Here is a 21969-nt window from a genome sequence, read left to right on the forward strand (position 1 = left end):
CCGTCACGGCATCTGGCTCATGTCGTGCTGCATCGCCGGCATCATGTTGGTGTTCAGGTGGTACATGACCCAGAGCGAACCCGCGATGGTGATGGCGAGGATCACCACGGTGAAGATGAGCGCGAGCATGTTCCAGCCGCCCTCGGATTTCGTGTTCATGTGCAGGAAGTAGACCATGTGGACGACGATCTGCACCGCGCCGAGGCCCATGATCAGAAAGACCGTGAGGTTGCGGCTGTCGAGCACGTCTCCCATCACCAGCCAGAAGGGGATGGCGGTCAGGATGACGGAGAGGACGAAGCCCGTCAGATATCCCTTGAACGTGCCGTGGCCGGCCGCGTGGTCGTCGTGGAGAACCTCGACCTGCGCGCCGTGATGATGCTCGGTCATACCATCGACCCCATCAGATAGACGAAGGAGAAGACGCCGATCCAGACGACGTCGAGGAAGTGCCAGAACATGGACAGGCACATGAGGCGGCGGCGGTTTTCCGGGATCAGGCCCTTCCAGGCCACCTGGATCATCAGCACCACCAGCCACAGGGCGCCGAAGGCCACGTGCAGGGCGTGGGTGCCCACCAGCGCGAAGAATGAGGACAGGAAGGCCGAGCGCTGCGGCCCCGCGCCGATCTCGATCAGGTGGTGGAACTCGTAGGTGGTGATGCCGAGGAAGCCGAGGCCGAAGACACCGGTCACGCCGAGCCAGGCCAGCGTCAGCCCCTTGGTGCCCTTCTCCATGGCCAGCATCGCCATGCCGTAGGTGATCGACGACACGAGGAGGAGGCCGGTGGCGAGCGCCACGAGTTCCAGTTCGAAGAGGTCGGCCCCGGAGGGACCGGCCGCGAAGGAGCGTCCGTAGACGCCGTAGCAGGCGAAGAGGACCGCGAAGATCAGGCAGTCGCTCATGAGGTAGAGCCAGAAGCCGAGCAGCGTGCCGCCCTCGGCGTGGCCGTCCTCTTCCGCGACGTAGAACTTCAGCTCGTTCTCGTCCTTGCCGGAGGCGGAGATCGCGTGTGCCGTGGCCATGCTTCAGACCCCCGCCGTCGTCAGGAGCTGGGTACGCTCCTGTTCTGCCCGCGCCACGTCATCGGCCGGGATGTAGTAGTCGCGCTTGTAGTTGAAGCTGTGCGCGATCGAGAAGACGACGATGCCGACGAAGGACAGGGCGGCGAGCCACCACATGTACCAGACCAGCCCGAAGCCGCAGGCCACGGCCAACGCCGAGAGGATCACGCCGGCGCCCGTGTTCTTGGGCATGTGGATCGGGCGGAAGCCTTCCAGCGGACGGGCATAGCCGCGACGCTTCATGTCCCACCAGGCGTCGCCGTCGTGGATCATCGGCGTGAAGGCGAAGTTGTAGACCGGCGGGGGCGAGGAGGTCGCCCATTCCAGCGTGCGGCCGCCCCACGGATCGCCCGTCAGGTCGCGCAGCTCGTGCCGGTTCTTGATGCTCACGTAGATCTGGATGAGGAACGAGGCGATGCCGAGCGCCACCAGGAAGGCGCCGAAGGCGGCGATCACGAACCAGATCTGCAGCGAGGGGTCCTCGAAGTGGTTGACGCGGCGCGTCACGCCCATGAGGCCGAGCACGTAGAGCGGGGCGAAGGCGAACCAGAAGCCGGTCAGCCAGAACCAGAAGCTCATCTTGCCCCAGAACTCGTCGAGCTTGAAGCCGAAAGCCTTGGGCCACCAGTAGTTCACGCCGGCGAAGAGGCCGAACAGGACGCCGCCGATGATGACGTTGTGGAAGTGCGCCACCAGGAACAGCGAGTTGTGCAGAACGAAGTCGGCCGGGGGCACCGCGAGGAGGACGCCCGTCATGCCGCCGATCACGAAGGTGACCATGAAGCCCATGGTCCAGAGCATCGGCACCTCGAAGCGGATGCGCCCGCGATACATCGTGAACAGCCAGTTGAAGATCTTGGCGCCCGTCGGGATCGAGATGATCATCGTCGTGATGCCGAAGAAGGAGTTCACGCTGGCGCCCGAACCCATCGTGAAGAAGTGGTGCAGCCACACGAGGTAGGACAGGATCGTGATGACGACGGTCGCGTAGACCATCGAGGCGTAGCCGAAGAGGCGCTTGGAGGAATAGGTCGAGACGACCTCGGAGAAGATGCCGAAGGCCGGCAGGATCAGGATGTAGACCTCCGGGTGGCCCCAGATCCAGATGAGGTTGACGTACATCATCGGATTGCCGCCGAGATCGTTCGAGAAGAAGTTCGTCCCGACGTAGCGATCCAGCGAAAGAAGGGTGAGCACCGCCGTCAGCACCGGGAAGGCGGCGACGATGAGCACGTTGGTGCAGAGCGAGGTCCAGGTGAAGACGGGCATCTTCATCATGGTCATGCCGGGGGCGCGCATCTTCACGATCGTCACGATCAGGTTGATGCCCGACAGAAGCGTCCCGACGCCCGCGATCTGCAGCGCCCAGATGTAGTAGTCGACGCCGACGCCCGGCGAATAGGCCGGTCCCGACAGGGGCGGCATCGCCAGCCAGCCGGTGCGCGCGAACTCGCCGATGAAGAGCGAGAACATCACCATCACCGCGCCGCCGACCGTCATCCAGAACGAGAAGTTGTTCAGGAAGGGGAAGGCCACGTCCCGCGTGCCGATCTGCAGCGGAACGACGTAGTTCATCAGGCCGGTGATGAACGGCATCGCCACGAAGAAAATCATGATCACGCCGTGGGCGGTGAAGATCTGGTCGTAGTGGTGCGGCGGCAGATAGCCCTCGTTGGCGCCGAAGGCGATGGCCTGCTGGATGCGCATGAGGATGGCGTCGGAGAAGCCGCGCAGCAGCATCACGATCGCCAGGATGCAGTACATGATGCCGATCTTCTTGTGGTCGACGGTCGTGAACCACTCCGTCCAGAGATAGCCCCACAGGCGGTAGTAGGTGATCGCGCTGACCAGCGCGATGCCGCCGATCGCCACCACCGCGAAGGTCACGACCAGGATGGGATCGTAGTAGGGGATGGCATCGAGCGACAGGCGCCCGAAGACCAGTTGCTGGAGATCCATATTGGAAAACATCGGTCGGATCCGCTGACTCGCGCTGGGCCGGTCCGGAGCGGTCGTCCGCCCCGGCGTCTCGATCAGTTCGTCTGGTTCAATTGGTTCGGGGCGATGTCGCCGCCGGATTGGCCACCGTGGCCCTCATGGCCGTCGTGGCCCTCATGCTCCGAACTGCCGGTCTGGCCGGCCGGCGCGCCCTGCGGCGCGACACCGTCCGGAGTTTCCTGCGAACGGGCACCCCGGCCCGAGGCGGGGAAGGTCGCGCCCGGCTCCTCGGTGCCGCCGGCCGCGCCGGCATAGCCCGAAGGACCGTGGCCCGCCCCGTCGTGGCTGCGGTGGCCGTCGTAGACCAGCCGATCGCGGATGTCGGCGCTGTCGCGGCCGCCGCCGCCCTGCATGTCGATATGCATCATCTCGTTCATGCACATCTTGCCCGGGGCCACGCACATGTTGAGGATCGCCTGGTAGAGGCCGTCCTCCACGGACGAGTAGTAGTGGACCGGCTCCGCTTCGCTCGGCTTCTCCAGCTCCATGTAGAGCGCACGATCGAGCGGACGGCCTTCGGCCCGCACCTTCTCGACCCAGGCGTCGAACTCGCCCTGCTCGAGGCCGTGGAACTTGAAGTGCATGTTGGAGAAGCCGGCGCCGGAATAGTTGCCGGAAATGCCGCCGTAGACGCCGGGCTCGTTGATCACGGCGTGCAGCTTCGTCTCCATGCCGGGCATCGTGTAGATCATGCCGGCCAGCGCGGGCACGTAGAACGTGTTCATGATCGCGCTGGACGTCAGCTTGAAGTTGATCGGCCGGTCCACGGGCGCGGCGAGCTCGTTGATCGTCGCGATGCCGTATTCGGGATAAAGGAACATCCACTTCCAGTCGAGCGCGACGACCTCGACGGTGATCGGGGGCGTCTCGGCCGTCACGGGGCGGGCGGCGTCGATGCGGTCCAGCGGCCGATAGGGGTCGAGGAGGTGGGTCGAAATCCAGGTGATGGCGCCGAGCGCGATGATGATCATCAGCGGCGCGGTCCAGATCAGCACCTCGAGGCGCGTCGAATGATGCCAGTCCCCGTCGTACTTCGCGTCCGGGTTGCCGGCGCGGTAGCGCCAGGCGAACCAGAAGGTCGCCGCGATCACCGGCACGATGATCAGAAGCATCAGGCCGGTGGAGATGAGGATCAGGTTGGCCTGCTGGTTGGCGATATAGCCCGACGGGTTCATCACCACGAGGTTGCAGCCGCCCAGCAGCAGCAGGAGCGGAAGCAGAACAAGCGCGCGCACGGATCTCTGGAGCAAAACGACCATCTCAGTCCCGATGTCTTGTTGCGCGATGTATGTTTTGCAATGCGGAATGGGGATTGGACGTTTTGTCCAACCGCGCTCCGTTTGACGAATATGCGGCGGCCGACCTATTCGACATCGTAGCACGCCATATTTTTCGCGGGCGGGCCCCCTCGCGCCCTTAAACAGCAGGAGCTGCGGCATGTCGACGCCGAACCAGTCAGTGGCTTCGTCCACGGAAATGGAGCGCGACGCTCGTCTCGTCTCGACCGACGGTCACGTATCGCCCGGCGAGCTGGCGATCGGCGTCGTGATCGGACGCGCGTCGGAGGCCTTCGACTTCTTCGTCTACGGCATCGCGTCGGTGATCGTGTTTCCCGCGCTGATCTTCCCCTTCACCGATACGCTGACCGGAACGCTCTACGCCTTCGCCGTCTTCGGTCTCGCCTTCGTTGCTCGGCCCTTCGGCTCGATTCTTTTCATGGAAGTGGACCGCCGGCACGGGCGCGGCGTCAAGCTGACGATCGCGCTGTTCCTCCTCGGCGGATCGACGGCGGCCATCGCCTTCATTCCCTCATACGAGTCGATCGGGATGTGGGCGGTCTTCTCGCTGATCCTGTTCCGGCTGGGTCAGGGCTTCGCGCTCGGCGGCGCATGGGACGGCCTGGCCTCGCTCCTGGCGCTCCACGCGCCGGAGAAGCATCGCGCCTGGTATGCGATGCTGCCGCAGCTCGGCACGCCCATCGGCTTCATCATCGCGAGCTCGCTCTTCGCCTTCTTCTACCTCAACCTCTCGTCGGAGGACTTCCTCAGCTGGGGCTGGCGCTATCCGTTCTTCGTCGCCTTCACGATCAACGTCGTGGCGCTGTTCGCGCGCCTGCGCCTGATCGCCACCGAGGAATATGCCGAACTCTACCAGACGCGCGACCTGACCCCGGTCAGCGTCAAGGAGATCGTGTCCAAGCAGGGCAACGCGGTGCTCGTCGGCGCCTTCGTACCGCTCGCGAGCTTCGCGCTCTTCCACCTCGTGACCATCTTCCCGATCTCCTATATCGACCTCTTCTCGGACCGGTCGCCCGGCGAGTTCCTTCTCACGCAGCTCGGCGGCGCGGCCATCTGCCTCGTGTGCATCCTTCTGTCGGGATCGATCGCCGACCGGATCGGGCGGCGCACACATCTGGGCATCTGCGCCGGGGCGATCGCCGTGTTCAGCGTCGCGGCGCCGTTTCTTCTCGGCGGCGGCACGAACGGCCAGACGGCCTTCATCCTGATCGGCTTCGCGCTGCTGGGCCTGAGCCACGGCCAGTCGGCGGGCGCGGTGGCATCGAACTTCGCCAGCCGCGACCGCTATACCGGCTCGGCCCTGACCACCGATCTCGCCTGGCTGATCGGCGCCGGCTTCGCGCCGCTGGTGGCGCTTGGCGCGACGAGCCGCTTCGGGCTGGTCGCGGTGGGCATCTATCTCCTGTCCGGCGCGGTGTGCACGCTGATCGCGCTCCGGGTGAACCGCGAACTCCGCCTGCGCGCCGTCTGATCCAGCGCGTTCAGCGAGTCAGGAAGGCGAAGACGAGGCCGCCGATCAGGACGTAGACGGCCAGGAAGACCATCAGCTTGGTCATTCCCGTCCCCTCGCTGCCGCCGAAGAGGACGCGCCAGAACCTGAGGAGGAAGCTCGTTTCCTTGGGCATCGTGTCCATTTGGACCTCCATCTCCTTGAGAGGCCGGCACCGGAAGCGGCGCCGGCCTTTTCGGTGAGTTACGGACCGACAGCCGGCGAACCGGGCTCGGCGCCGTGTTCGCTGTCCTCCCCCGGCGCGGCGCCGACCGCTTCCACGCCCCATTCGTCGCGCGCCTGCACGGTCGTGCGGTTGAGGATCACCACGCCGTTCTGGACGCGGCCGACGCTGTCGAGATGGAGGAAGTGGTGCTCCCCGCCCGCCGCCGGATCGGTTCGGGTCAGCTTGATCCGGTCGCCGTCGAGATGATCGACGGTGCCGACATGGCCTCCGTCCGACCCTTTCACCTCCTGATGCTCGCGGATGCTTTCGCGTTCGACCATGATCGGTCCCTTCCTGTGTGGGCGAGGGCTCGGCGCCCTCCATGCCTGCGGTCGCAATGGAAGCGCGCGCCGGCCGGTTCCGGAGACCGGAGGGGCAGTTGCATGGCTGGCAAGGAAGCCGAACGGCGGGAGCCGGAGCCGGCCTCCCGCGTTGACGAGCGCACGGGCAGCGGAGGATGTATGGCAAAGAACGAGAGAGGCTTCGATCGCCCGGAGGCATTCGCCGCCGCGCTCGCCCGCTTCGACCCCGATCCGCTTGTCGTCTGTCACAACGATGCGGACGGCCTTTCGGCCGGCGTGACCCTTCGCAAGGCCATGGCGCGCGCCGGCCACCCGTCGGCCGTCCGCATCGTCGGCAAGGGCGAGAACGCCTATTCCGATGCCTTCCGCGACGAATTTGCGGGGCGGCCTCTGGGCGGGCTGGTGATCGCCGACCTCGGCGTCGCCCCGCGACTGCCGCGCGAGGACGTGCCGACGATCCTCGTGGATCACCACGTCCCGACCGGCCATCCCTCCGACGCCACGGTGATCAGCGGCGTCACGGACGACCCGATCCCGACCTCCAGCCTTCTCGCCTACCGCTGCGCAAAGGCGCTGGGGCCGGCGGACGATCTTCTCTGGCTTGCCGCGATCGGCCTGATCGGCGATCTCGCCGACGAGGCCGGCTTTCCCGAGATGGCCGAGGCGCGGGCGCGCTACGGCATCACCGCGCTGCGCAAGGCGGCCTCGCTCGTCAACGCGCCGCGCCGCACGTCCAGCGGCGACGCCTCTGCCGCCTTCGCGCTCCTGGAGAAGGCGGACGGGCCGAAGGCTGTCCTGTCCGGCGAGCATGCCGAGACGGCTGGCCTCCTGGAAGCCAAGGCCGAGGTTGCGGCTGCGCTCGAGGCTGCGCGCAAGCTGCCGCCCAAGGTCGTCGGCGACGTCGCGGTGATCCGCTTCTCCTCGCCGTGCCAGATCCATCCGCTGGTCGCGCAGGCCTGGCGCGGGCGGCTGAAGGACAGGATCGTCATCGCCGCCAATACGGGCTATCGGCCGGGCTGGGTGCATTTCGCGGCTCGCACGGCCACGGACCGCGACATTCTTGCCTTTCTGGCCGAGCATCGCCCCGCAGGGGCCGACGAGCAGTACGGCAACGGCCATCGCGCGGCGTCCGGGGGAGCCCTGCGCGTGCGCGACTGGAACGCGTTCGCCGCGGGCCTCGGCTTCGGCCCGGAGATGGCCGTCGGCGACGAGGGCGCTTGAACGCCCGGCGCGATCCGTCGCAAGAAGGGGCCACCTGCCGGAACGCGCCGCGTTCCCGCCATCAAGCCTGGTCCCCGGAGCCCATGTCCGCCAACGATCCCTTCCGCGCCACCCGCGCGCTCTTCGACCTGCCCGAGGGCGTGATCTATCTCGACGGAAACTCGCTGGGCGCCTTGCCCAAGGGCGTCTCGGCACGCGTCTCGGAGGTCATCGCGAACGAATGGGGGCGCGAGTTGATCGGCGCATGGAACAGCGCCGGCTGGGTCGACCTGCCGCGCCGCGTCGGCGACCGCGTCGGCCGCCTGATCGGTGCGCCGGAGGGCACGGTCGTGATGGGCGATACCCTGTCGATTAAGGTCTACCAAGCGCTCGCCGCCGCACTGGACCTCGTGCCCCAGCGCCGGGTGATCCTGTCGGACACCGGCAACTTCCCGACCGACCTCTATATGGCAGAGGGGCTGATCGCTTCGCTCGGGCGAGGCCACGAGTTGCGCGTGGTGGAGCCGGAGGCGGTGGAGGCCGCCATCGAGGAAAACGTCGCGGCCGTGATGCTGACGCAGGTGGACTACCGCACCGGCCGGCTCCACGACATGGCCGCGCTGACCGCCAAGGCCCATGCGGCCGGGGCGCTGGCGATCTGGGACCTCGCCCATTCCGCCGGCGCGCTGCCGGTGGACGTTGCGGGCGCGAAGGCGGACTTCGCCGTCGGCTGCACCTACAAATACCTCAACGGCGGGCCGGGGGCGCCGGCCTTCATCTACGTGGCACCGCATCTGGCGGAGTCGGCGCGCCCGGCTTTGTCCGGCTGGTTCGGACACGAGGCGCCCTTCGCCTTCGAGCCCGCCTATCGTCCGGCGGCGGGCGTCGAGCGCATGCGCGTCGGCACGCCGCCGATCCTGGCTCTGGCCGCGCTCGACGCGGCGCTGGACGTTTGGGACGGGATCGACATGGAGACGGTGCGCGCCCGCTCGATCCAGCTCGGCGAGCTGTTCATCCGGGCGGTGCAGGCCGCGGTTCCGGGTCTGGAACTCGCCTCGCCGAAGGGGCCGGCCGCGCGGGGCTCGCAGGTCTCGTTCCGGCACGCCGACGGCTATGCCGTCATGCAGGCGCTGATCGCGGAAGGGGTCATCGGCGACTATCGCGCGCCGGACATCATGCGCTTCGGCTTCACGCCGCTCTATCTCGGCGAGGACGAGGTGCGCCGGGGCGCGGCGATCCTCGCGGACATCCTGACGACCGGTCGCTGGGATACGCCGGAGTTCCGCCGCCGGAACAAGGTGACCTGACCGGCGGCGAAGCTCGGGGCGGGCGGGTCAGACCGAGGCGCCGCCTTCCTGGTTCACGATCACGGTCGCGCCAGCGCTGGCGCGGTCGTAGAGGTCGATGATGTCGTGGTTCATGAAGCGCACGCAGCCCGACGAGACCGCCTTTCCGATGGTCCACCATTCCGGCGTGCCATGGAGGCGATAGAGCGTGTCCTTGCCGTTCTGGAAGAGATAGAGCGCCCGGGCGCCGAGCGGGTTCTTCAGGCCCGGTTCCATGCCCTCGCGGTAGATCTCGAGTTCCGGCTGGCGGGCGATCATCTCGGCCGGCGGGGTCCAGCGCGGCCATTCGCGCTTGAACTGAACGCGGGCGCGGCCCTCCCAGGCAAAGCCGTCGCGGCCGATGCCGACGCCGTAGCGCATCGCCGTGCCGCCCGGCTGGATGAGGTAGGCGTAGCGCGTCGGCGTGTCGATGATGATCGTGCCGGGCTCCTCGGAGCCGGCATAGGCCACTTGGCGGCGCAGATAGCGCACGTCCATGCGGCGCAGGTCGATGGCCGGGATCGTGTAGCCGCCATCCTGGATCGGGCCGTAGGCCGTCAGATATTCGGGATTCACGCCACCGGGGCCGGTGCCGCCGTTGAACGGCGTGAGATTGGAGACGCGCGCGCGGCTGTCGGTGGTGCAGCCTGACAAGGCGAGGGCTGCGGCCCCGAGGCCGAGCCCCTGCAGAAGGGAGCGGCGCGACAGGGCGCGGGAAAATCGTTCGTCGGTCATGATCCAGCCAGAACTGGCGGCCCGTTCTGCCTTCTGTTCCGAGGGCTTGGGTTCGGGTCGCGTCAACATATGCGCCAGCAACGCGCCGGCCGGATGTTCGTTCCCAAGCCTTAAGGTCTCCTCACCGCCGCGCGAGCCGCGGAGAGATATTCCTCACGGCGGCGTGGTTTCGCAGCCCCCGAGGCTGACAAAGCGGGCTCGAGGCTCTAGCTAAAGGCCCGGTTTCAGCGCCCGTGCCGGGATCGAATCACACGGTGCGGGTTCGAGAGAAGAAGGAGACGACCGATGGCCTTCACCCTGCCCGAACTGCCCTACGCCTATGATGCACTCCAGCCCTATATGTCCAAGGAGACGCTGGAGTACCACCACGACAAGCACCATCAGGCCTATGTCGACATGGGCAACAAGCTCGCCGCGGAAGCCGGTCTCGCCGACGCCTCGCTGGAAGAGGTGGTGAAGCAGTCCTTCGGCAAGAACCAGCCGCTCTTCAACAATGCCGGCCAGCACTACAACCACATCCACTTCTGGAAGTGGATGAAGCCGAACGGCGGGGGCAAGAGCCTGCCGGGCAAGCTGCAGACGGCGATCGACTCCGATCTCGGCGGCTACGACAAGTTCCGCAACGACTTCATCGAGGCCGGCAAGACGCAGTTCGGCTCCGGCTGGGCCTGGCTCGCGGTCAAGGACGGCAAGCTTCAGATCGCCAAGACGCCCAACGGCGAGAACCCGCTGGTGCACGGCGCGACCCCGATCCTCGGCGTCGACGTGTGGGAGCACTCCTACTACATCGACTACCGCAACGCGCGCCCGAAGTACCTCGAGGCCTTCGTCGACAACCTGATCAACTGGGACTACGTCCTGGAGCGCTACGAGGCCGCCGGCGCCTGATCGGCACGACACCGCCCGAAGATCCCGAAGGCCCCGCCGCGCGGCGGGGCCTTTCTCGTTCCAAGCTCGTCCGCGACCATCGTACGGATGGACAGCCGACGAATTCCACTATTTCCTCCCTGGAAGCGTTCCAGATTCGCTCGGGAGAAATCGATCATGTCGACGTGGAAGACGGGTTTTGCGGGTCTCATCGTTTCTGCGGCGCTGCTGGCGCCGCTCCTGCCCGCGACGGCGCAGAACACCGATGTGATCGCCGAGCGCCAGCAGCTCATGAAGAACAACGCCGCGGCCGCTCGCGCCGCCAACGCCCTGATCAAGGGCGAGCAGCCCTACGATGCGGCCAAGGCGACGGAAATCCTCACCACGCTGAACACGGACGCCCAAAAGTTCGGTACCCTGTTCCCCGAAGATTCCAAGACCGGCGGCAAGACCGAAGCCGCTGCGGCGATCTGGGAGAAGCCGGCCGAGTTCGAAGCCGCCAACGCCAAGTTCGTCGCCGATACGCAGGCGGCGCTCGACGCGAAGCCGGCCGATGTCGAGGCCTTCAAGACGGCCTTCGCAGGCGTTGCCGCGAACTGCCAGAGCTGCCACCAGCAGTTCCGCCAGAGGTAGGGAGCGGCGCATGGCCGCGCGCGGGATCGTCGTCGCCCTTGGTGCGATCGTCCTCGCCGCCGGCGGGGCCTACGCCTTGACGACGCCGTCTCGTCTGCCGGCAGAGGCGGTCGCGGCAGACGGCAGCGGCGATGCGGCGCGCGGCGAGCGCCTGTTCCATGCGGGCGGTTGCGCTTCCTGCCATGCGCCTTCGGAGGGAGGCGGTGAGGGACCGGTAGTGCTCGCCGGTGGCCCGCCGCTCGTCACGAAGTTCGGAACGTTCCACGCGCCCAACATCTCGTCCGATCCGCAGGCTGGCATCGGTGCCTGGTCGCTGGCCGACTTCGCCAATGCCATGCAGCGCGGCGTCGGGCCGAACGGCGAGCCGCTCTATCCGGCCTTCCCCTATACGTCCTACGCCCGGATGACGCCGGGCGACATCGCCGACCTCCACGCCTACCTGATGACCCTGCCGGCCTCGAAGGCGGCCTCGCTGCCGAACGAACTCGCCTTCCCCTACAGCATCCGCCGCGGCGTCGGGCTCTGGCAGCGCGTCTTCCTCGACCCGTCGCCCGTGGTCACGTTGCCGGCGGATGCGCCGGAGCCGGTCAAGCGCGGACAGTATCTCGTGGAAGGACCGGGCCATTGCGGCGAATGCCATACCCCGCGCACGTTCGGTGGCCTCGGGGGGCTCGACCATTCCCGCTGGCTGGCGGGCGGGCCGGCGCCGGAGGGCGAGGGCAGCATTCCCGACATCACGCCGGGCGGCGACATCGCCGACTGGTCGGAAAGCGACCTCGTGAATTACTTCGAGACCGGGTTCACGCCAGACTTCGACAGCGTCGGCGGCTCCATGGTGGCCGTCCAGAACAACCTGGCCAAGCTCCCCGCCGAAGACCGCGAGGCGATCGCCGCCTATCTCAAGGCGATTCCCGCCGTGGCGAAGGCGGGCGAGAGGAACTGACGCTCCCCTCGCACCCGTTTCATCAAGCGGCCGGCTTGCGCTGCGGCAGGCCCATCAGCTTCAGGGCGAAGGCATAGATCATCGCCACCTCGTCGAGCTTGGCGAAGCGCCCCGAAGCACCACCATGGCCGGCTCCCATGTTGGTGTGAAGCACGACGGGATTGGCGTCGGTCTTCACGGCGCGCAGCCGCGCCACCCACTTCGCCGGTTCCCAATAGGTCACGCGCGGATCGGTGAGACCGGCGAGCGCCAGGATCGGCGGGTAGGCCTGAGGCTTGACGTTGTCGTAGGGGCTGTAGTCCGCGATCGTCGCATAGTCGGCCGCGGAAGCGATCGGGTTTCCCCATTCCGGCCATTCGGGCGGCGTGAGCGGCAGCGTGTCGTCCAGCATCGTGTTGAGGACGTCCACGAAGGGCACGACCGCAACGATGCCGCCGAACTTCTCCGGCGCGAGGTTGGCGACGGCGCCCATCAGCATGCCGCCCGCCGAGCCGCCGTGGGCGACGATCCGGTCGTAACGCGTGAGCCCTTCCGCGACGAGATGATCGGCGGCCGCGATGAAGTCGGTGAACGTGTTGCGCTTGTGCTCGCGCCGGCCCGCCTCGTACCAGCGGAACCCCTTGTCCTTGCCGCCGCGGATATGCGCGATGGCGTAGACGAAGCCCCGGTCCACCAGCGACAGGCAGTTGGTGTTGAACGAGGCCGGGATGGTCATCCCGTAGGAGCCGTAGCCGTAGAGCATGCAGGGCGCCGAGCCGTCGAGCGGCGTGTCGCGGCGATAGACCAGCGAGATCGGCACGGTCTCCCCGTCGGAGGCGGGCGCATGGATGCGGCGCGTGACATAATGCGCCGGGTCGTGGCCGGACGGCACTTCCTGGGTCTTGAGGAGCGTGCGCTCGCGCGTCTCCACGTCGTATTCGAAGGTCTGGTTGGGCGTCGTCATCGACGAATAGGAGAAGCGGATCGTGTCCGTATCGAACTCGTAGGTGCCGGCGAGGCCGAGCGAATAGGCCTCCTCGTCGAAGGCGACGACATGCTCCGCACCGTCCGCCAGCCGCTTGACGACGATGCGGGGCAGCCCGTCGCGGCGCTCCAGCCAAATCAGGTGCCGCTTGAGCACGAGGTGGTTGAGGATCAGCCGTCCGTCCTCGTGGGGCACGTAGTCCCGCCAGTTCTCCTTGCCCGGCAGGTCGGCCGGGGCGGTGGCGATCTTGAAGTCACGGGCGCCGTCGGCGTTGGTCAGGATGTAGAGGGTGCCGTCGCCCTCGTCGATGTCGTACTCGACGCCGGTCTGCCGGCGCATCACGAGGCGGGGCTCGGCGGCCGGGTTGGCGGCGGGGATCAGCCAGGCTTCCGACGTCTCGTGGTCGTGGATGTCGATCACGACGAAGCTGTTCGACTGCGTGCCGCCGACACCCATGAAGAAGCCGGTGTCTGTCTCCTCGTAGATCAGCCGGTCCTCGGCGGCGTCGGTGCCGAGTGCATGGTAGAAGACCCGGCTCGGGCGGTGGTTGGCGTCGAGGCGCGTGTAGAAGAAGCCGTGCGAGCGCGAGTCCCAGGCGACCCCGCCACTGGTGTCCGCGACGAGTTCGGCCGTGTCCTTGCCGGTTTCGAGATCGCGCACCGAGAGGTCGTAGAACTCGGATCCCTTGTCATCGCGCGACCAGGCGAGCCAGCGATGGTCGGGCGAATGGTCGACGCCGCCGAGCGAGAAGTAGTCGGAGCCCTCCGCCTCGACCTCTCCGTCGAGGATCACAGCCTCCTCGCCGCCCTCGCGCGGGCGCCGGACGAAGCGCGGATACTCGGCGCCGTGGCGGTAGGATACGCCATAGGCATAGGGGCCATCCGGGGCCGGCACGGAGGAATCGTCCTCCTTGATGCGCCCGCGCATTTCCGCGATCAGCTCCGCCTTCAGCCCGTCGAGTTCGCCCATGACCGCCTTGGCATAGGCGTTCTCCGCGTCGAGATGGGCGCGGATCGCCGGATCGAGGAGCGAGGTGTCCTTGAACATCTCCTGCCAGTTCGGCGCGCGCAGCCAGGCGTAGTCGTCGGTGCGCCGCTGGCCGTGCCGCTCGTCGGAAACGGGACGGCGGACGGCGGGCGGGGGAGGGGGAAGGTCGTCGCGAAAGACGGGGGGCATGGCGTGTCCGATCAGAGCCGCGGGAGCGAAGCGCCGGGCGCCTCGCCTTTCGGAGCCTCGTGGCTCAATCGCGCTGGAAGTTCAACGCATATCCGTTCATGCAATAGCGAAGGCCCGTCGGCCGCGGACCGTCGTCGAAGACGTGGCCGAGATGGGCGTCGCAATCGGCGCAGCGCACCTCTGTGCGCACCATGCCATGCGAGCGGTCGGTGACCTCGGCGACCGATTCGCGCTCGACGGGTTGCGTGAAGCTCGGCCAGCCGGTGCCCGATTCGAACTTGGTCTCCGAGCGGAAGAGCGGCCGGTCGCAGCAGACGCAGGTGTAGAGCCCATCCGCCTTCTGGTCCCAGTTGGGTCCGGTGAAGGGGCGTTCCGTACCGTGGCCGCGCGCAACTTGGTACTGTTCGGGCGTCAGCTGCTCGCGCCATTCGGCGTCGCTCTTCTGCACCTTGAGATGGTCGGCCATCGGGTCCTCCTGTTCGTTCGATCGGTTGCAGCCTAGCTAGGAGACCGACCCCGCGCTCACAAGAACGCGAGCCTTCGGAAAGCGCCCGAACAGCGTCTCCAGAGGGTGTTTAGCCTTGAAAACGAGGCGTTTCGCCTTACCCTTCGCTGCATAGCGGCAAGGAGGGTGCCGCGCGGATCGCGAGGGCTCACGGGGACTGAATGGACGACCTGTCGAACGGATTGCTTTTTCTTCTTCTTGCGCTTCCGTTCCTTGGAGCCATCGCCGCCCCGGTTTCCATCATTCTCCTGGATCGGCTCGGATCGGTGCTCCTGGCACTCTTTCCGGCGGCCGGTCTCGCCATTCTGTTCAGGCACGCCGCCGAGGTCCAGGCGCGGGTACCGGTGCTTTTCGGATTCGACTGGGTGCCGTCCTTCGGCGTCCGCTTCGCGTTCCGCCTCGACGGCCTGTCCTTCGGCTTTGCCTTCCTGATCCTCTTCATCGGCGCCCTGGTCGTCATCTATTCGGGCGGCTACATGCCCCGCGGGTCCAATCGCGGCCGGTTCCACGCCTATATCCTCCTGTTCATGGGGTCGATGCTCGGCCTGGTGCTGGCCGACGATCTCATCACCCTGTTCATCTTCTGGGAGCTGACCTCGATCACCAGCTTCCTGCTGATCGGCTTCGACCACGAGCGCGAGGCGGCGCGGCGCGGCGCGGTGCAGGCGCTGGTCGTCACCGGCGGCGGTGGTCTGGCATTGCTGGCCGGCCTCCTGATGATGCGCGAGGCGACCGGCCTGTCCTCGCTCAGCCTCCTCCTCGACGCGCCGGACGCCTTCCGCAACAGCAGCCTCTTCGCGCCTGCGCTGCTTCTGATCCTGCTCGGCGCCTTCACCAAGTCGGCGCAGATGCCGTTCCATGTCTGGCTGCCCAACGCCATGGAGGCGCCGACGCCCGTCTCCGCCTATCTCCATTCGGCGACCATGGTGAAGGCAGGCATCTACCTCCTGATGCGCATGTTCCCGATGGCCGGCGACACGGCGCTCTGGGCCACCGTCCTGCCCGTCTTCGGGGGCATCACGCTGGTGGTCGGCTCCGTTCTGGCCCTGCGGCAGAGCGACATCAAGCTGATGCTCGCCTACACGACCGTCGCCTCGCTGGGCCTTCTCGTCATGCTTCTCGGCATCGGCTCGGAGATCGCTGTGGAGGCGGCGGTCCTCTACCTCTTCGCCCATTCGCTGGCGAAGGCTTGCCTCTTCATGGTGGCGGGCTCCATCGACCACGGCGCGGGCACGCGCGACATCCGCGCGCTCGGCGGCCTGCGCGGCAAGATGCCCGTCACCTTCGCCGCCGCGATCCTTGGGGCCGCGGCCATGGGCGGCCTGCCGCCGCTGTTCGGCTTCCTCGCCAAGGAGGAAGTCTATGCGGCCACGGCCGTCGTCGACCTTCGCGGTGTCCTCACCACCATCGCGGCCGTGGCCGGCAATGCGCTGATGTTCGCGGTGGCCTTGCTCGTCGCGTTGAAGCCGTTCCTCGGCCCGCTGCCGAGCGGCATGCGGCGTGCGCACGAAACGAGCCCGATGATCTGGTTCGGGCCGCTGCTTCTGGGCGTCGTCGGTCTTCTCGCGGCGATCTTTTCCGAGACCACGCACCGGTTCATCTCCAACCCCATGTCGCCGCCGGCGCTGGACGGAGCGCTGGCCATCGACATCGCGCTCGGCCTCCATTGGGGTTCGGCGCTGATCCTCTCGATCGTCACCGTGCTGCTCGGCGTCGTCCTGTTCCTGCGCGCGCAGGCCATGCGCTCGTCCATCGCGGCGCTTCTCGCCCGCATCGGATGGGGACCGGACAAGGGCTTCGACCAGACCATGCGCGGGCTGGTGATCCTGGCGTCCATCATCACCAACCGCCTCCAGCCGGGCCGGCTCGACGTCTACATGCGCGTCACCTTCGGCGTCATCGTCGCCACCGTCTGGATCACCATGCTCTGGACGGACTCGCTGCCGGCTATGCCCGCCTGGCCGCGCCTGTTCTTCTACGAGTGGGCGGTGATCGGCATGGTCGTGCTCGGGTGCCTGGTCGTGGCCTTCTCGACCAGCCGACTGACGGCCATCGTCTCGCTCGGCATCCAGGGCCTCGCGGTCGCGCTGCTCTTCATGCTGCTCGGGGCGCCCGACCTCTCGTTCACGCAGTTCATGGTCGAGATCCTGTCCGTCTCGATCCTCGCCCTCGTCATGACGCGCCTGCGGCTGATGCCGGCGGACCGGCGGCCCTGGAAGAAGGTCCTGCCGGAGGCGGCGCTGGCGGTCGCCGGCGGCGCCGGGTTCGGGCTGTTCCTTCTGTCGGTGACGCAGCGCCCGTTCGACGCCGAACTCGCGCGCTTCTACGAGGCCTTCAGCTACACGATCGCTCACGGCCGCAACATCGTGAACGTGATCCTGGTGGACTTCCGCGGGCTCGACACATGGGGCGAGATCGCAGTCGTCCTGACCACCGGCGCCGCGATCCTGGCGCTGGTGCGCATCCGGGCCGCCAAGCCGGATGTCCGCCATTCGCGCAAGCGCCGCCGCCGGTCCGCGGAGCTGCATCTATGAGAACGGTCATCTTCCGGGTCATGGCCCCTTACATCACTGCGCTGATGCTTCTGTTCTCGCTGTTCGTGCTTCTGCGCGGTCACAACGAGCCGGGTGGCGGCTTCATCGGCGGCCTGATCGCCTCGTCCGCCATCGCCGTCTACGGCATGGCCTGCGGCGTGGATGCCGTGCGCCGTGCCTTGCACTTCCATCCCATCGCCTATGCCGCCTTCGGCCTGCTGATGGCGGTCCTTGCCGGGATGATGCCGCTGTTCGGCGGCGCGCAGTACATGACCGGACTCTGGGCCTTCGTGTCGGTGGCGGGGGCGGAACTCGCGCTGTCGACGACGCTGATCTTCGACCTCGGTGTGTTTCTGGTGATCGTCGGCGCGATCTCCGCGATCGCGCTGTCCCTCGAAGAACGCTACTCGGGATGAGGGAGGCCGTCTGACATGGAAATCGCCCTGGCCGGCCTCGTCGCAGTCATGTTCTCGATCACGATCTACCTGCTTCTGTCGCGCTACATCATCCGCATGCTTCTGGGCGTGGTGCTGCTCGGCAATTCGGTCAACCTGTCGCTGTTCGTCGCCGGGCGGATCGATCCGATCGCGCCCCCCCTGATCCCGGCCGCCCTCAAGGTGCCGCCGCAGGCGATCGCCAATCCCGTGCCGCAGGCGCTGATCCTGACGGCGATCGTCATCTCCTTCTCCTTCTTCGTGTTCCTGCTCGTGCTCGCCTATCGCGCCTACCAAGACCTCGAAACCGACGACACGATGGAGATGCGCGTGGCCGAGCCCGAGGACGAGGGGCTGCCGCCCCTCGGCTTCTGAGGGAGGAGGGATCATGGACGAGACCGCCGCTCTCATCGCCGACGCCATGGTGTTCGAACGCTTCCGGCCGGATCAGGCGCTCCTGATCCTGCCCGTGGCGATCTGCTTCGTCTTCGGCGCCGTCCTTCTCATGATGCGCCGCCGGATGGACCTCCACCCGGTGATCGCGGTGATCGGGCTGACGCTGCTCTTGGCGTGCGATCTCGCGCTTCTCTGGCGGATCGCCGAGGCCGGGCCGATGTCGATGGCCATGGGCGGATGGAAGCCGCCCTTCGGCATCTCCTTCTCCGCCGACATCCTGAGCGCCCTGTTCCTGTCCGTGGCGGGTTTCGCGGGGCTCGCCTGCGGCATCTACGCGATCGCCTCGATCGACGAGGAGGGGCGGCGATACGGCTTCTACCCGTTCCTGTTCATGGTCATGGGTGGGGTGTCGGGTGCCTTCCTGACCGGCGACATCTTCAACCTCTATGTCTGGTTCGAGGTGCTGCTGATCGGCTCCTTCGGGCTGCTCATCCTGGGCTCGGAGCGCGAGCAGCTCGACGGGGCGACCAAGTACTGCTTTCTGAACCTCATCGGCGCGACGCTCTTCCTGCTGACCACCGGCTATCTCTTCGGCCTCTTCGGCACGCTGAACATGGCCGAGATCGCCGTGAAGTCCGCGCAGATGGAGGGGAACGGCATCCTCCTCACCATCGCTTCGCTCTATGTCGTGGCCTTCGCCATGAAGGCGGCGGCCTTTCCGCTGAACTTCTGGCTTCCCGCCTCCTACCATACGCCGCGCTTCGTCGTGTCGGCGCTCTTTGCCGGCCTGCTGACCAAGGTCGGCATCTATGCTCTGATCCGCGTCGTGCTCATGCTGTTTCCGCCCGAGCGCGGCGGGCTCGGCACGGTGATCGCCTGGATGGCGGCCCTCACCATGCTGATCGGCGCGTTGGGCGCGCTCGCGCAGTCCGACCTTCGCCGCATGCTGAACTATGCCGTGATCACGGGGATCGGCACGATCATGGTCGGCATTGCCATCCCCCCGGTCCTGGAAAGCGCCTCCACGGCCATCACCACGGGCGCGTCCAGCGTCCTGCGGGGTGCCGAGGTGGGCGATCTGATCCAGAACGGCGTTTCGCCCGACGGGCCGCTCGCCACGGGTCTCGGCGGCGCGATCTTCTATGCCGTGCATTCCATCGTGGTGATGACGGCCCTCTATCTCGCCGCGGGCGTCGCGGCCTTCCGCAACGGCTCCTCGTCGCTTCACGAGATGGGCGGCCTGTGGCGGCGCCATCCCCTGTTCTCCGCGCTGATGCTGGTACTTCTTCTGGCCGTCTCGGGTCTGCCCCCATTCTCGGGCTTCTGGCCGAAGATGCTCTTGGTGCGGGCGTCGATCTCGGCGGACCTGCCGTGGCTGGCCTTTGCCGTGCTTCTCTCGGGTTTCCTGCTGACGATCGCCTGCGCGCGCGTCTTCGCGCTCGCCTTCTGGCGTCCGCTTCCGGCGCTCGCCGACGCCGAGCCGCACGCCGCCGAGGACGCGTTCCGCGCGCCGCCGCCCGGTCGCCCGCTCGCAACCATTCCGCTGGTGGCCCTGTGCGTCTTCGTGGTGGCGATCGGCGTCTGGCCACAGCCGCTCGCGGGCCTCTCGATGCAGGCGGCGCACCAGGTCCTGCACCCCGCCCAGTATCTCAACGCGGTTCTGGGAGCCGTGCCATGACCCCCTTCGTCGCCAACCTCCTCCTGGCCCTCGTCTGGCTCGTCATCACCGGTGGCTTCAGCCTCGCGAACCTGATCTTCGGCTTCATCCTGGGCGCCGCGTCGCTCTATCTGATCCGCGAGCAGGTGGGGGCGGGAGGCTATTTCCGTCGGGGCCGCAAGGTCGGTTCGCTGATCCTCTTCCTGATCTACGACCTTGCCGTCTCCGCCTGGCGGATCGCCATCGTCGTGATGCGGCCGAAGATGGGGCTGAAGCCCGGCGTGTTCCTGTATCGCCACAAGGTGGGCAGCGAGTTCGAGATCGCGCTCCTGTCCAATCTGGTCGGCCTGACGCCGGGAACGCTGATCTTCGACATTTCCGACGACGAGCGCACGCTCTTCGTCCATGCGTTCGACTGTTCCGACCCGGACGCACGCCGCCGCGAGATCGCCGAGGGCTTCGAGCGCCGCATCCTGGAGCTGTCGCGATGAGCTTCCTTCAGTTCTCCGAGCTGGTTCTCGACTGGGCACTCTCGATCGCGCTGCTTATTCTGTGCGTCTCGATGTTTCTGACCATCGTGCGCATCTTCAAGGGCCCGACGCTGCCGGATCGCGTGCTCGGGCTCGACGTGCTCACCAGTTCCTCGATCGGTCTGATCGCCGTGATCGGCATCGATACGGGCTTCACGCTCTATGTCGACATCGCCATCGCGCTCGGGCTCGTCGGCTTCCTCGCGACGATCTCCTTCGCGCGCTTCATCATGGCGCGCGGCGACACCGAGCGGTCGCCGGTCTCGACCGGCGAGGCGGCCGAACCCGACCAGCCCGTCCTGACCCAGGAGCAGATACGATGACCGCATTCGGCAACCTCCTCGCGGCCCTGTTCGTGGTGCTCGGCGCCTCGTTCGCGCTGGTTGCCGCGGTGGGCATCCTGCGTCTGCCGGACTTCTACTCCCGCATGCACGCCGCCTCCAAGGTCGGCACGGTGGGCTCGGCGCTTGCGCTTGTGGCTCTCGCCATCGTCTCCGTCCAGACGGCCGAGGTGCTGCGGGCCATCGCCGCGATCGTCTTCTTCTTCCTGACCGCTCCCATCGCAGCGCATCTTCTCGGCAAGGCTGCCTATTCGGCCGGCTATCCCATGTGGTCCGGGTCGGTGCTCAACGAGATGACGTCGCGCAGGAACGCTGCGGCCGGCGAAGAAGAACTCGACCCACGGCGGCCGATCCTGTGACGGCCCGGATCTTCGTCGCCGCTGCCGGCATCTTCGGCGCTGCCGGCACGGCCGGTGCGGCCTTCGCCTCTTCGCCAATGCCGCGCCGATCGGCGGCTCCGTGCTGATCCTCGCCTGGATCAGCCTGGTCGTGCTCGCCGCCCTGCCGCCGCGCCGAGCTTGACGCGGGCGCGCCCGACCGGTCCGATGGGCGGACAGGGAGGCCAAGCATGAACGGATACGATTCGGCGCTGTTCGAGAACCGGACGGTGGTGGTGACGGGCGCCGGCCGCGGGATCGGCGCGGCGGTGGTGGTGGCCTTTCTCGGCTGCGGCGCGAAGGTCGTCGCCCATGCCGGCCGCGATCTGTCGCACACGGAGGGCGATCTCCTGTCCCGCGTGCCGCAAGGGGCGCGCTCGCGCCTCACGCTCCTCACTGAAGACCTTTCGCAGCCTGAAGGCGGCGCGGACCTCGCGCGCCAGATCCTCGACCGGACGGATCGCGTCGACGTCCTCGTCAACAATGCCGGGACGATGGGCGGTCGCATCGCGGCGGGCACGGAAACGCGCGAGGACTACGACCACATCCTCGACCTCAACATCCGCTCGGTGGTGGCGCTGACCGGCGCGCTCCTGCCGGCGTTGAAGGCGGTCGACGGGGCCTCGATCGTCAACACCGTGTCGATCTCCGGGCGCTCGGGCGGCAGCGCCGGCTCGGCGCTCTATTCGGGCGCGAAGGCCTTCGTTTCCGCCTGGACCAAGACCCTGGCGAAGGAACTCGCGCCCGACGGCATCCGCGTCAACGCCGTGTCGCCGGGCACGATCATGACCGATTTCCACCGGCGCTACTCTTCCAAGGAGAAGCTCGACGCGACCGCCGCCGCCATTCCGCTGAAGCGGCTGGGGACGGCCGACGACTGCGCGCCGGCCTATCTGTTCCTCGCCGCCAACGCCCTGTCCGGCTACATGACGGGCCAGATCCTCGAGGTCAACGGCGGCCAGCTCATGCCCTGAC

The 21969-nt window shown here is 67.2% G+C and carries 22 protein-coding genes and 1 pseudogene; 14 read left to right on the forward strand and 9 right to left on the reverse strand.

Features of this window, described 5'->3' with window-relative positions; all coding sequences use genetic code 11:
- Nucleotides 1-3: 3 nt before the first annotated feature.
- The 4 genes from cyoD to cyoA all read right to left on the reverse strand — a co-directional run bounded on the left by cyoD (nucleotide 4) and on the right by cyoA (nucleotide 4321).
- Nucleotides 4-390, reverse strand: a complete 387-nt coding sequence (cyoD, locus tag O5O54_RS14925) for a cytochrome o ubiquinol oxidase subunit IV (protein WP_279482615.1) — start codon at nucleotides 388-390, stop codon at nucleotides 4-6.
- On the reverse strand, nucleotides 387-1025 hold the full coding sequence (gene cyoC, locus O5O54_RS14930) for a cytochrome o ubiquinol oxidase subunit III (RefSeq protein ID WP_407061714.1): 639 nt from the start codon (nucleotides 1023-1025) through the stop codon (nucleotides 387-389). The genes cyoD and cyoC overlap by 4 nt, the downstream gene beginning before the upstream one ends.
- A gap of 3 nt (nucleotides 1026-1028) precedes the next feature.
- The gene (cyoB, locus tag O5O54_RS14935) at nucleotides 1029-3035 is read right to left on the reverse strand and encodes a cytochrome o ubiquinol oxidase subunit I (RefSeq protein WP_279482616.1); all 2007 of its coding nucleotides are present in this window, start codon (nucleotides 3033-3035) and stop codon (nucleotides 1029-1031) included.
- 62 nt (nucleotides 3036-3097) lie between these two features.
- Entirely contained in the window at nucleotides 3098-4321 is a 1224-nt protein-coding gene (gene cyoA / locus O5O54_RS14940; RefSeq protein ID WP_279482617.1) for a ubiquinol oxidase subunit II, read from the reverse strand.
- Nucleotides 4322-4499: 178 nt separating this feature from the next.
- Between cyoA and O5O54_RS14945 the strand changes: the two genes are divergently transcribed.
- Nucleotides 4500-5831 (forward strand): MFS transporter, encoded by a 1332-nt coding sequence (locus tag O5O54_RS14945; RefSeq protein WP_279482618.1) that lies wholly within the window; start codon nucleotides 4500-4502, stop codon nucleotides 5829-5831.
- Between the two features lie 10 nt (nucleotides 5832-5841).
- Here the strand turns inward: O5O54_RS14945 and O5O54_RS14950 are convergent, their stop codons facing one another.
- Both O5O54_RS14950 and O5O54_RS14955 read right to left on the reverse strand, forming a co-directional pair.
- Nucleotides 5842-5994 carry a hypothetical protein gene (locus O5O54_RS14950; protein WP_279482619.1) on the reverse strand — a complete coding sequence of 51 codons (153 nt, stop codon included), beginning with the start codon at nucleotides 5992-5994 and terminating at the stop codon, nucleotides 5842-5844.
- A gap of 140 nt (nucleotides 5995-6134) precedes the next feature.
- A pseudogene (locus O5O54_RS14955) lies at nucleotides 6135-6356 on the reverse strand (DUF2171 domain-containing protein); the annotation flags it as partial.
- A 180-nt stretch (nucleotides 6357-6536) separates the two neighbouring features.
- On the opposite strand from O5O54_RS14955, the gene O5O54_RS14960 reads away from it, so the two are divergent.
- Together O5O54_RS14960 and kynU are read left to right on the forward strand one after the other, a co-directional pair.
- Complete coding sequence (locus O5O54_RS14960; protein ID WP_279482620.1) at nucleotides 6537-7598, forward strand: phosphoesterase; 1062 nt, start codon at nucleotides 6537-6539, stop codon at nucleotides 7596-7598.
- Between the two features lie 83 nt (nucleotides 7599-7681).
- Nucleotides 7682-8884 (forward strand): kynureninase, encoded by a 1203-nt coding sequence (gene kynU / locus O5O54_RS14965; RefSeq protein ID WP_279482621.1) that lies wholly within the window; start codon nucleotides 7682-7684, stop codon nucleotides 8882-8884.
- A gap of 27 nt (nucleotides 8885-8911) precedes the next feature.
- Here the strand turns inward: kynU and O5O54_RS14970 are convergent, their stop codons facing one another.
- Nucleotides 8912-9637, reverse strand: coding sequence for a L,D-transpeptidase (locus O5O54_RS14970; RefSeq protein ID WP_279482622.1), 726 nt, complete (start codon nucleotides 9635-9637; stop codon nucleotides 8912-8914).
- A gap of 285 nt (nucleotides 9638-9922) precedes the next feature.
- Here O5O54_RS14970 and O5O54_RS14975 point away from each other — a divergent pair, with 285 nt between their 5' ends.
- The 3 genes from O5O54_RS14975 (at nucleotide 9923) to O5O54_RS14985 (ending at nucleotide 12080) form a co-directional block, all read left to right on the forward strand.
- Nucleotides 9923-10525, forward strand: a complete 603-nt coding sequence (locus O5O54_RS14975; protein ID WP_279482623.1) for a superoxide dismutase — start codon at nucleotides 9923-9925, stop codon at nucleotides 10523-10525.
- Nucleotides 10526-10681: 156 nt separating this feature from the next.
- The gene (locus O5O54_RS14980) at nucleotides 10682-11137 is read left to right on the forward strand and encodes a cytochrome c (protein WP_279482624.1); all 456 of its coding nucleotides are present in this window, start codon (nucleotides 10682-10684) and stop codon (nucleotides 11135-11137) included.
- Between the two features lie 10 nt (nucleotides 11138-11147).
- Complete coding sequence (locus O5O54_RS14985) at nucleotides 11148-12080, forward strand: cytochrome c (RefSeq protein WP_279482625.1); 933 nt, start codon at nucleotides 11148-11150, stop codon at nucleotides 12078-12080.
- A 22-nt stretch (nucleotides 12081-12102) separates the two neighbouring features.
- Here O5O54_RS14985 and O5O54_RS14990 read toward each other — a convergent pair whose 3' ends face one another.
- Both O5O54_RS14990 and msrB read right to left on the reverse strand, forming a co-directional pair.
- Nucleotides 12103-14220 carry a S9 family peptidase gene (locus O5O54_RS14990; RefSeq protein ID WP_279482626.1) on the reverse strand — a complete coding sequence of 706 codons (2118 nt, stop codon included), beginning with the start codon at nucleotides 14218-14220 and terminating at the stop codon, nucleotides 12103-12105.
- A gap of 64 nt (nucleotides 14221-14284) precedes the next feature.
- Nucleotides 14285-14686: a peptide-methionine (R)-S-oxide reductase MsrB gene (msrB, locus tag O5O54_RS14995; RefSeq protein WP_279482627.1), complete on the reverse strand. Its 402-nt coding sequence runs from the start codon at nucleotides 14684-14686 to the stop codon at nucleotides 14285-14287.
- Nucleotides 14687-14886: 200 nt separating this feature from the next.
- Between msrB and O5O54_RS15000 the strand changes: the two genes are divergently transcribed.
- The 8 genes from O5O54_RS15000 to O5O54_RS15035 all read left to right on the forward strand — a co-directional run bounded on the left by O5O54_RS15000 (nucleotide 14887) and on the right by O5O54_RS15035 (nucleotide 21968).
- Nucleotides 14887-17259, forward strand: a complete 2373-nt coding sequence (locus O5O54_RS15000) for a putative monovalent cation/H+ antiporter subunit A (protein ID WP_279482628.1) — start codon at nucleotides 14887-14889, stop codon at nucleotides 17257-17259.
- Nucleotides 17256-17675, forward strand: a complete 420-nt coding sequence (locus tag O5O54_RS15005) for an MnhB domain-containing protein (protein ID WP_279482629.1) — start codon at nucleotides 17256-17258, stop codon at nucleotides 17673-17675. The genes O5O54_RS15000 and O5O54_RS15005 overlap by 4 nt, the downstream gene beginning before the upstream one ends.
- A 15-nt stretch (nucleotides 17676-17690) precedes the next feature.
- On the forward strand, nucleotides 17691-18068 hold the full coding sequence (locus O5O54_RS15010; protein ID WP_279482630.1) for a Na+/H+ antiporter subunit C: 378 nt from the start codon (nucleotides 17691-17693) through the stop codon (nucleotides 18066-18068).
- Between the two features lie 46 nt (nucleotides 18069-18114).
- Nucleotides 18115-19767 (forward strand): proton-conducting transporter membrane subunit, encoded by a 1653-nt coding sequence (locus O5O54_RS15015; RefSeq protein WP_279482668.1) that lies wholly within the window; start codon nucleotides 18115-18117, stop codon nucleotides 19765-19767.
- Nucleotides 19764-20237, forward strand: a complete 474-nt coding sequence (locus tag O5O54_RS15020; protein WP_279482631.1) for a Na+/H+ antiporter subunit E — start codon at nucleotides 19764-19766, stop codon at nucleotides 20235-20237. Before O5O54_RS15015 ends, O5O54_RS15020 begins: the two co-directional genes overlap by 4 nt.
- The gene (locus O5O54_RS15025; RefSeq protein ID WP_279482632.1) at nucleotides 20234-20599 is read left to right on the forward strand and encodes a cation:proton antiporter; all 366 of its coding nucleotides are present in this window, start codon (nucleotides 20234-20236) and stop codon (nucleotides 20597-20599) included. The genes O5O54_RS15020 and O5O54_RS15025 overlap by 4 nt, the downstream gene beginning before the upstream one ends.
- The gene (gene mnhG, locus O5O54_RS15030; protein ID WP_279482633.1) at nucleotides 20596-20976 is read left to right on the forward strand and encodes a monovalent cation/H(+) antiporter subunit G; all 381 of its coding nucleotides are present in this window, start codon (nucleotides 20596-20598) and stop codon (nucleotides 20974-20976) included. Before O5O54_RS15025 ends, mnhG begins: the two co-directional genes overlap by 4 nt.
- A gap of 209 nt (nucleotides 20977-21185) precedes the next feature.
- Nucleotides 21186-21968 carry an SDR family oxidoreductase gene (locus O5O54_RS15035; protein ID WP_279482634.1) on the forward strand — a complete coding sequence of 261 codons (783 nt, stop codon included), beginning with the start codon at nucleotides 21186-21188 and terminating at the stop codon, nucleotides 21966-21968.
- Nucleotide 21969: the final 1 nt, after the last annotated feature.

It is taken from the genome of Aureimonas sp. SK2 (genome assembly GCF_029813115.1).
In the GTDB taxonomy this organism is placed as follows: Bacteria; Pseudomonadota; Alphaproteobacteria; order Rhizobiales; family Rhizobiaceae; genus Aureimonas.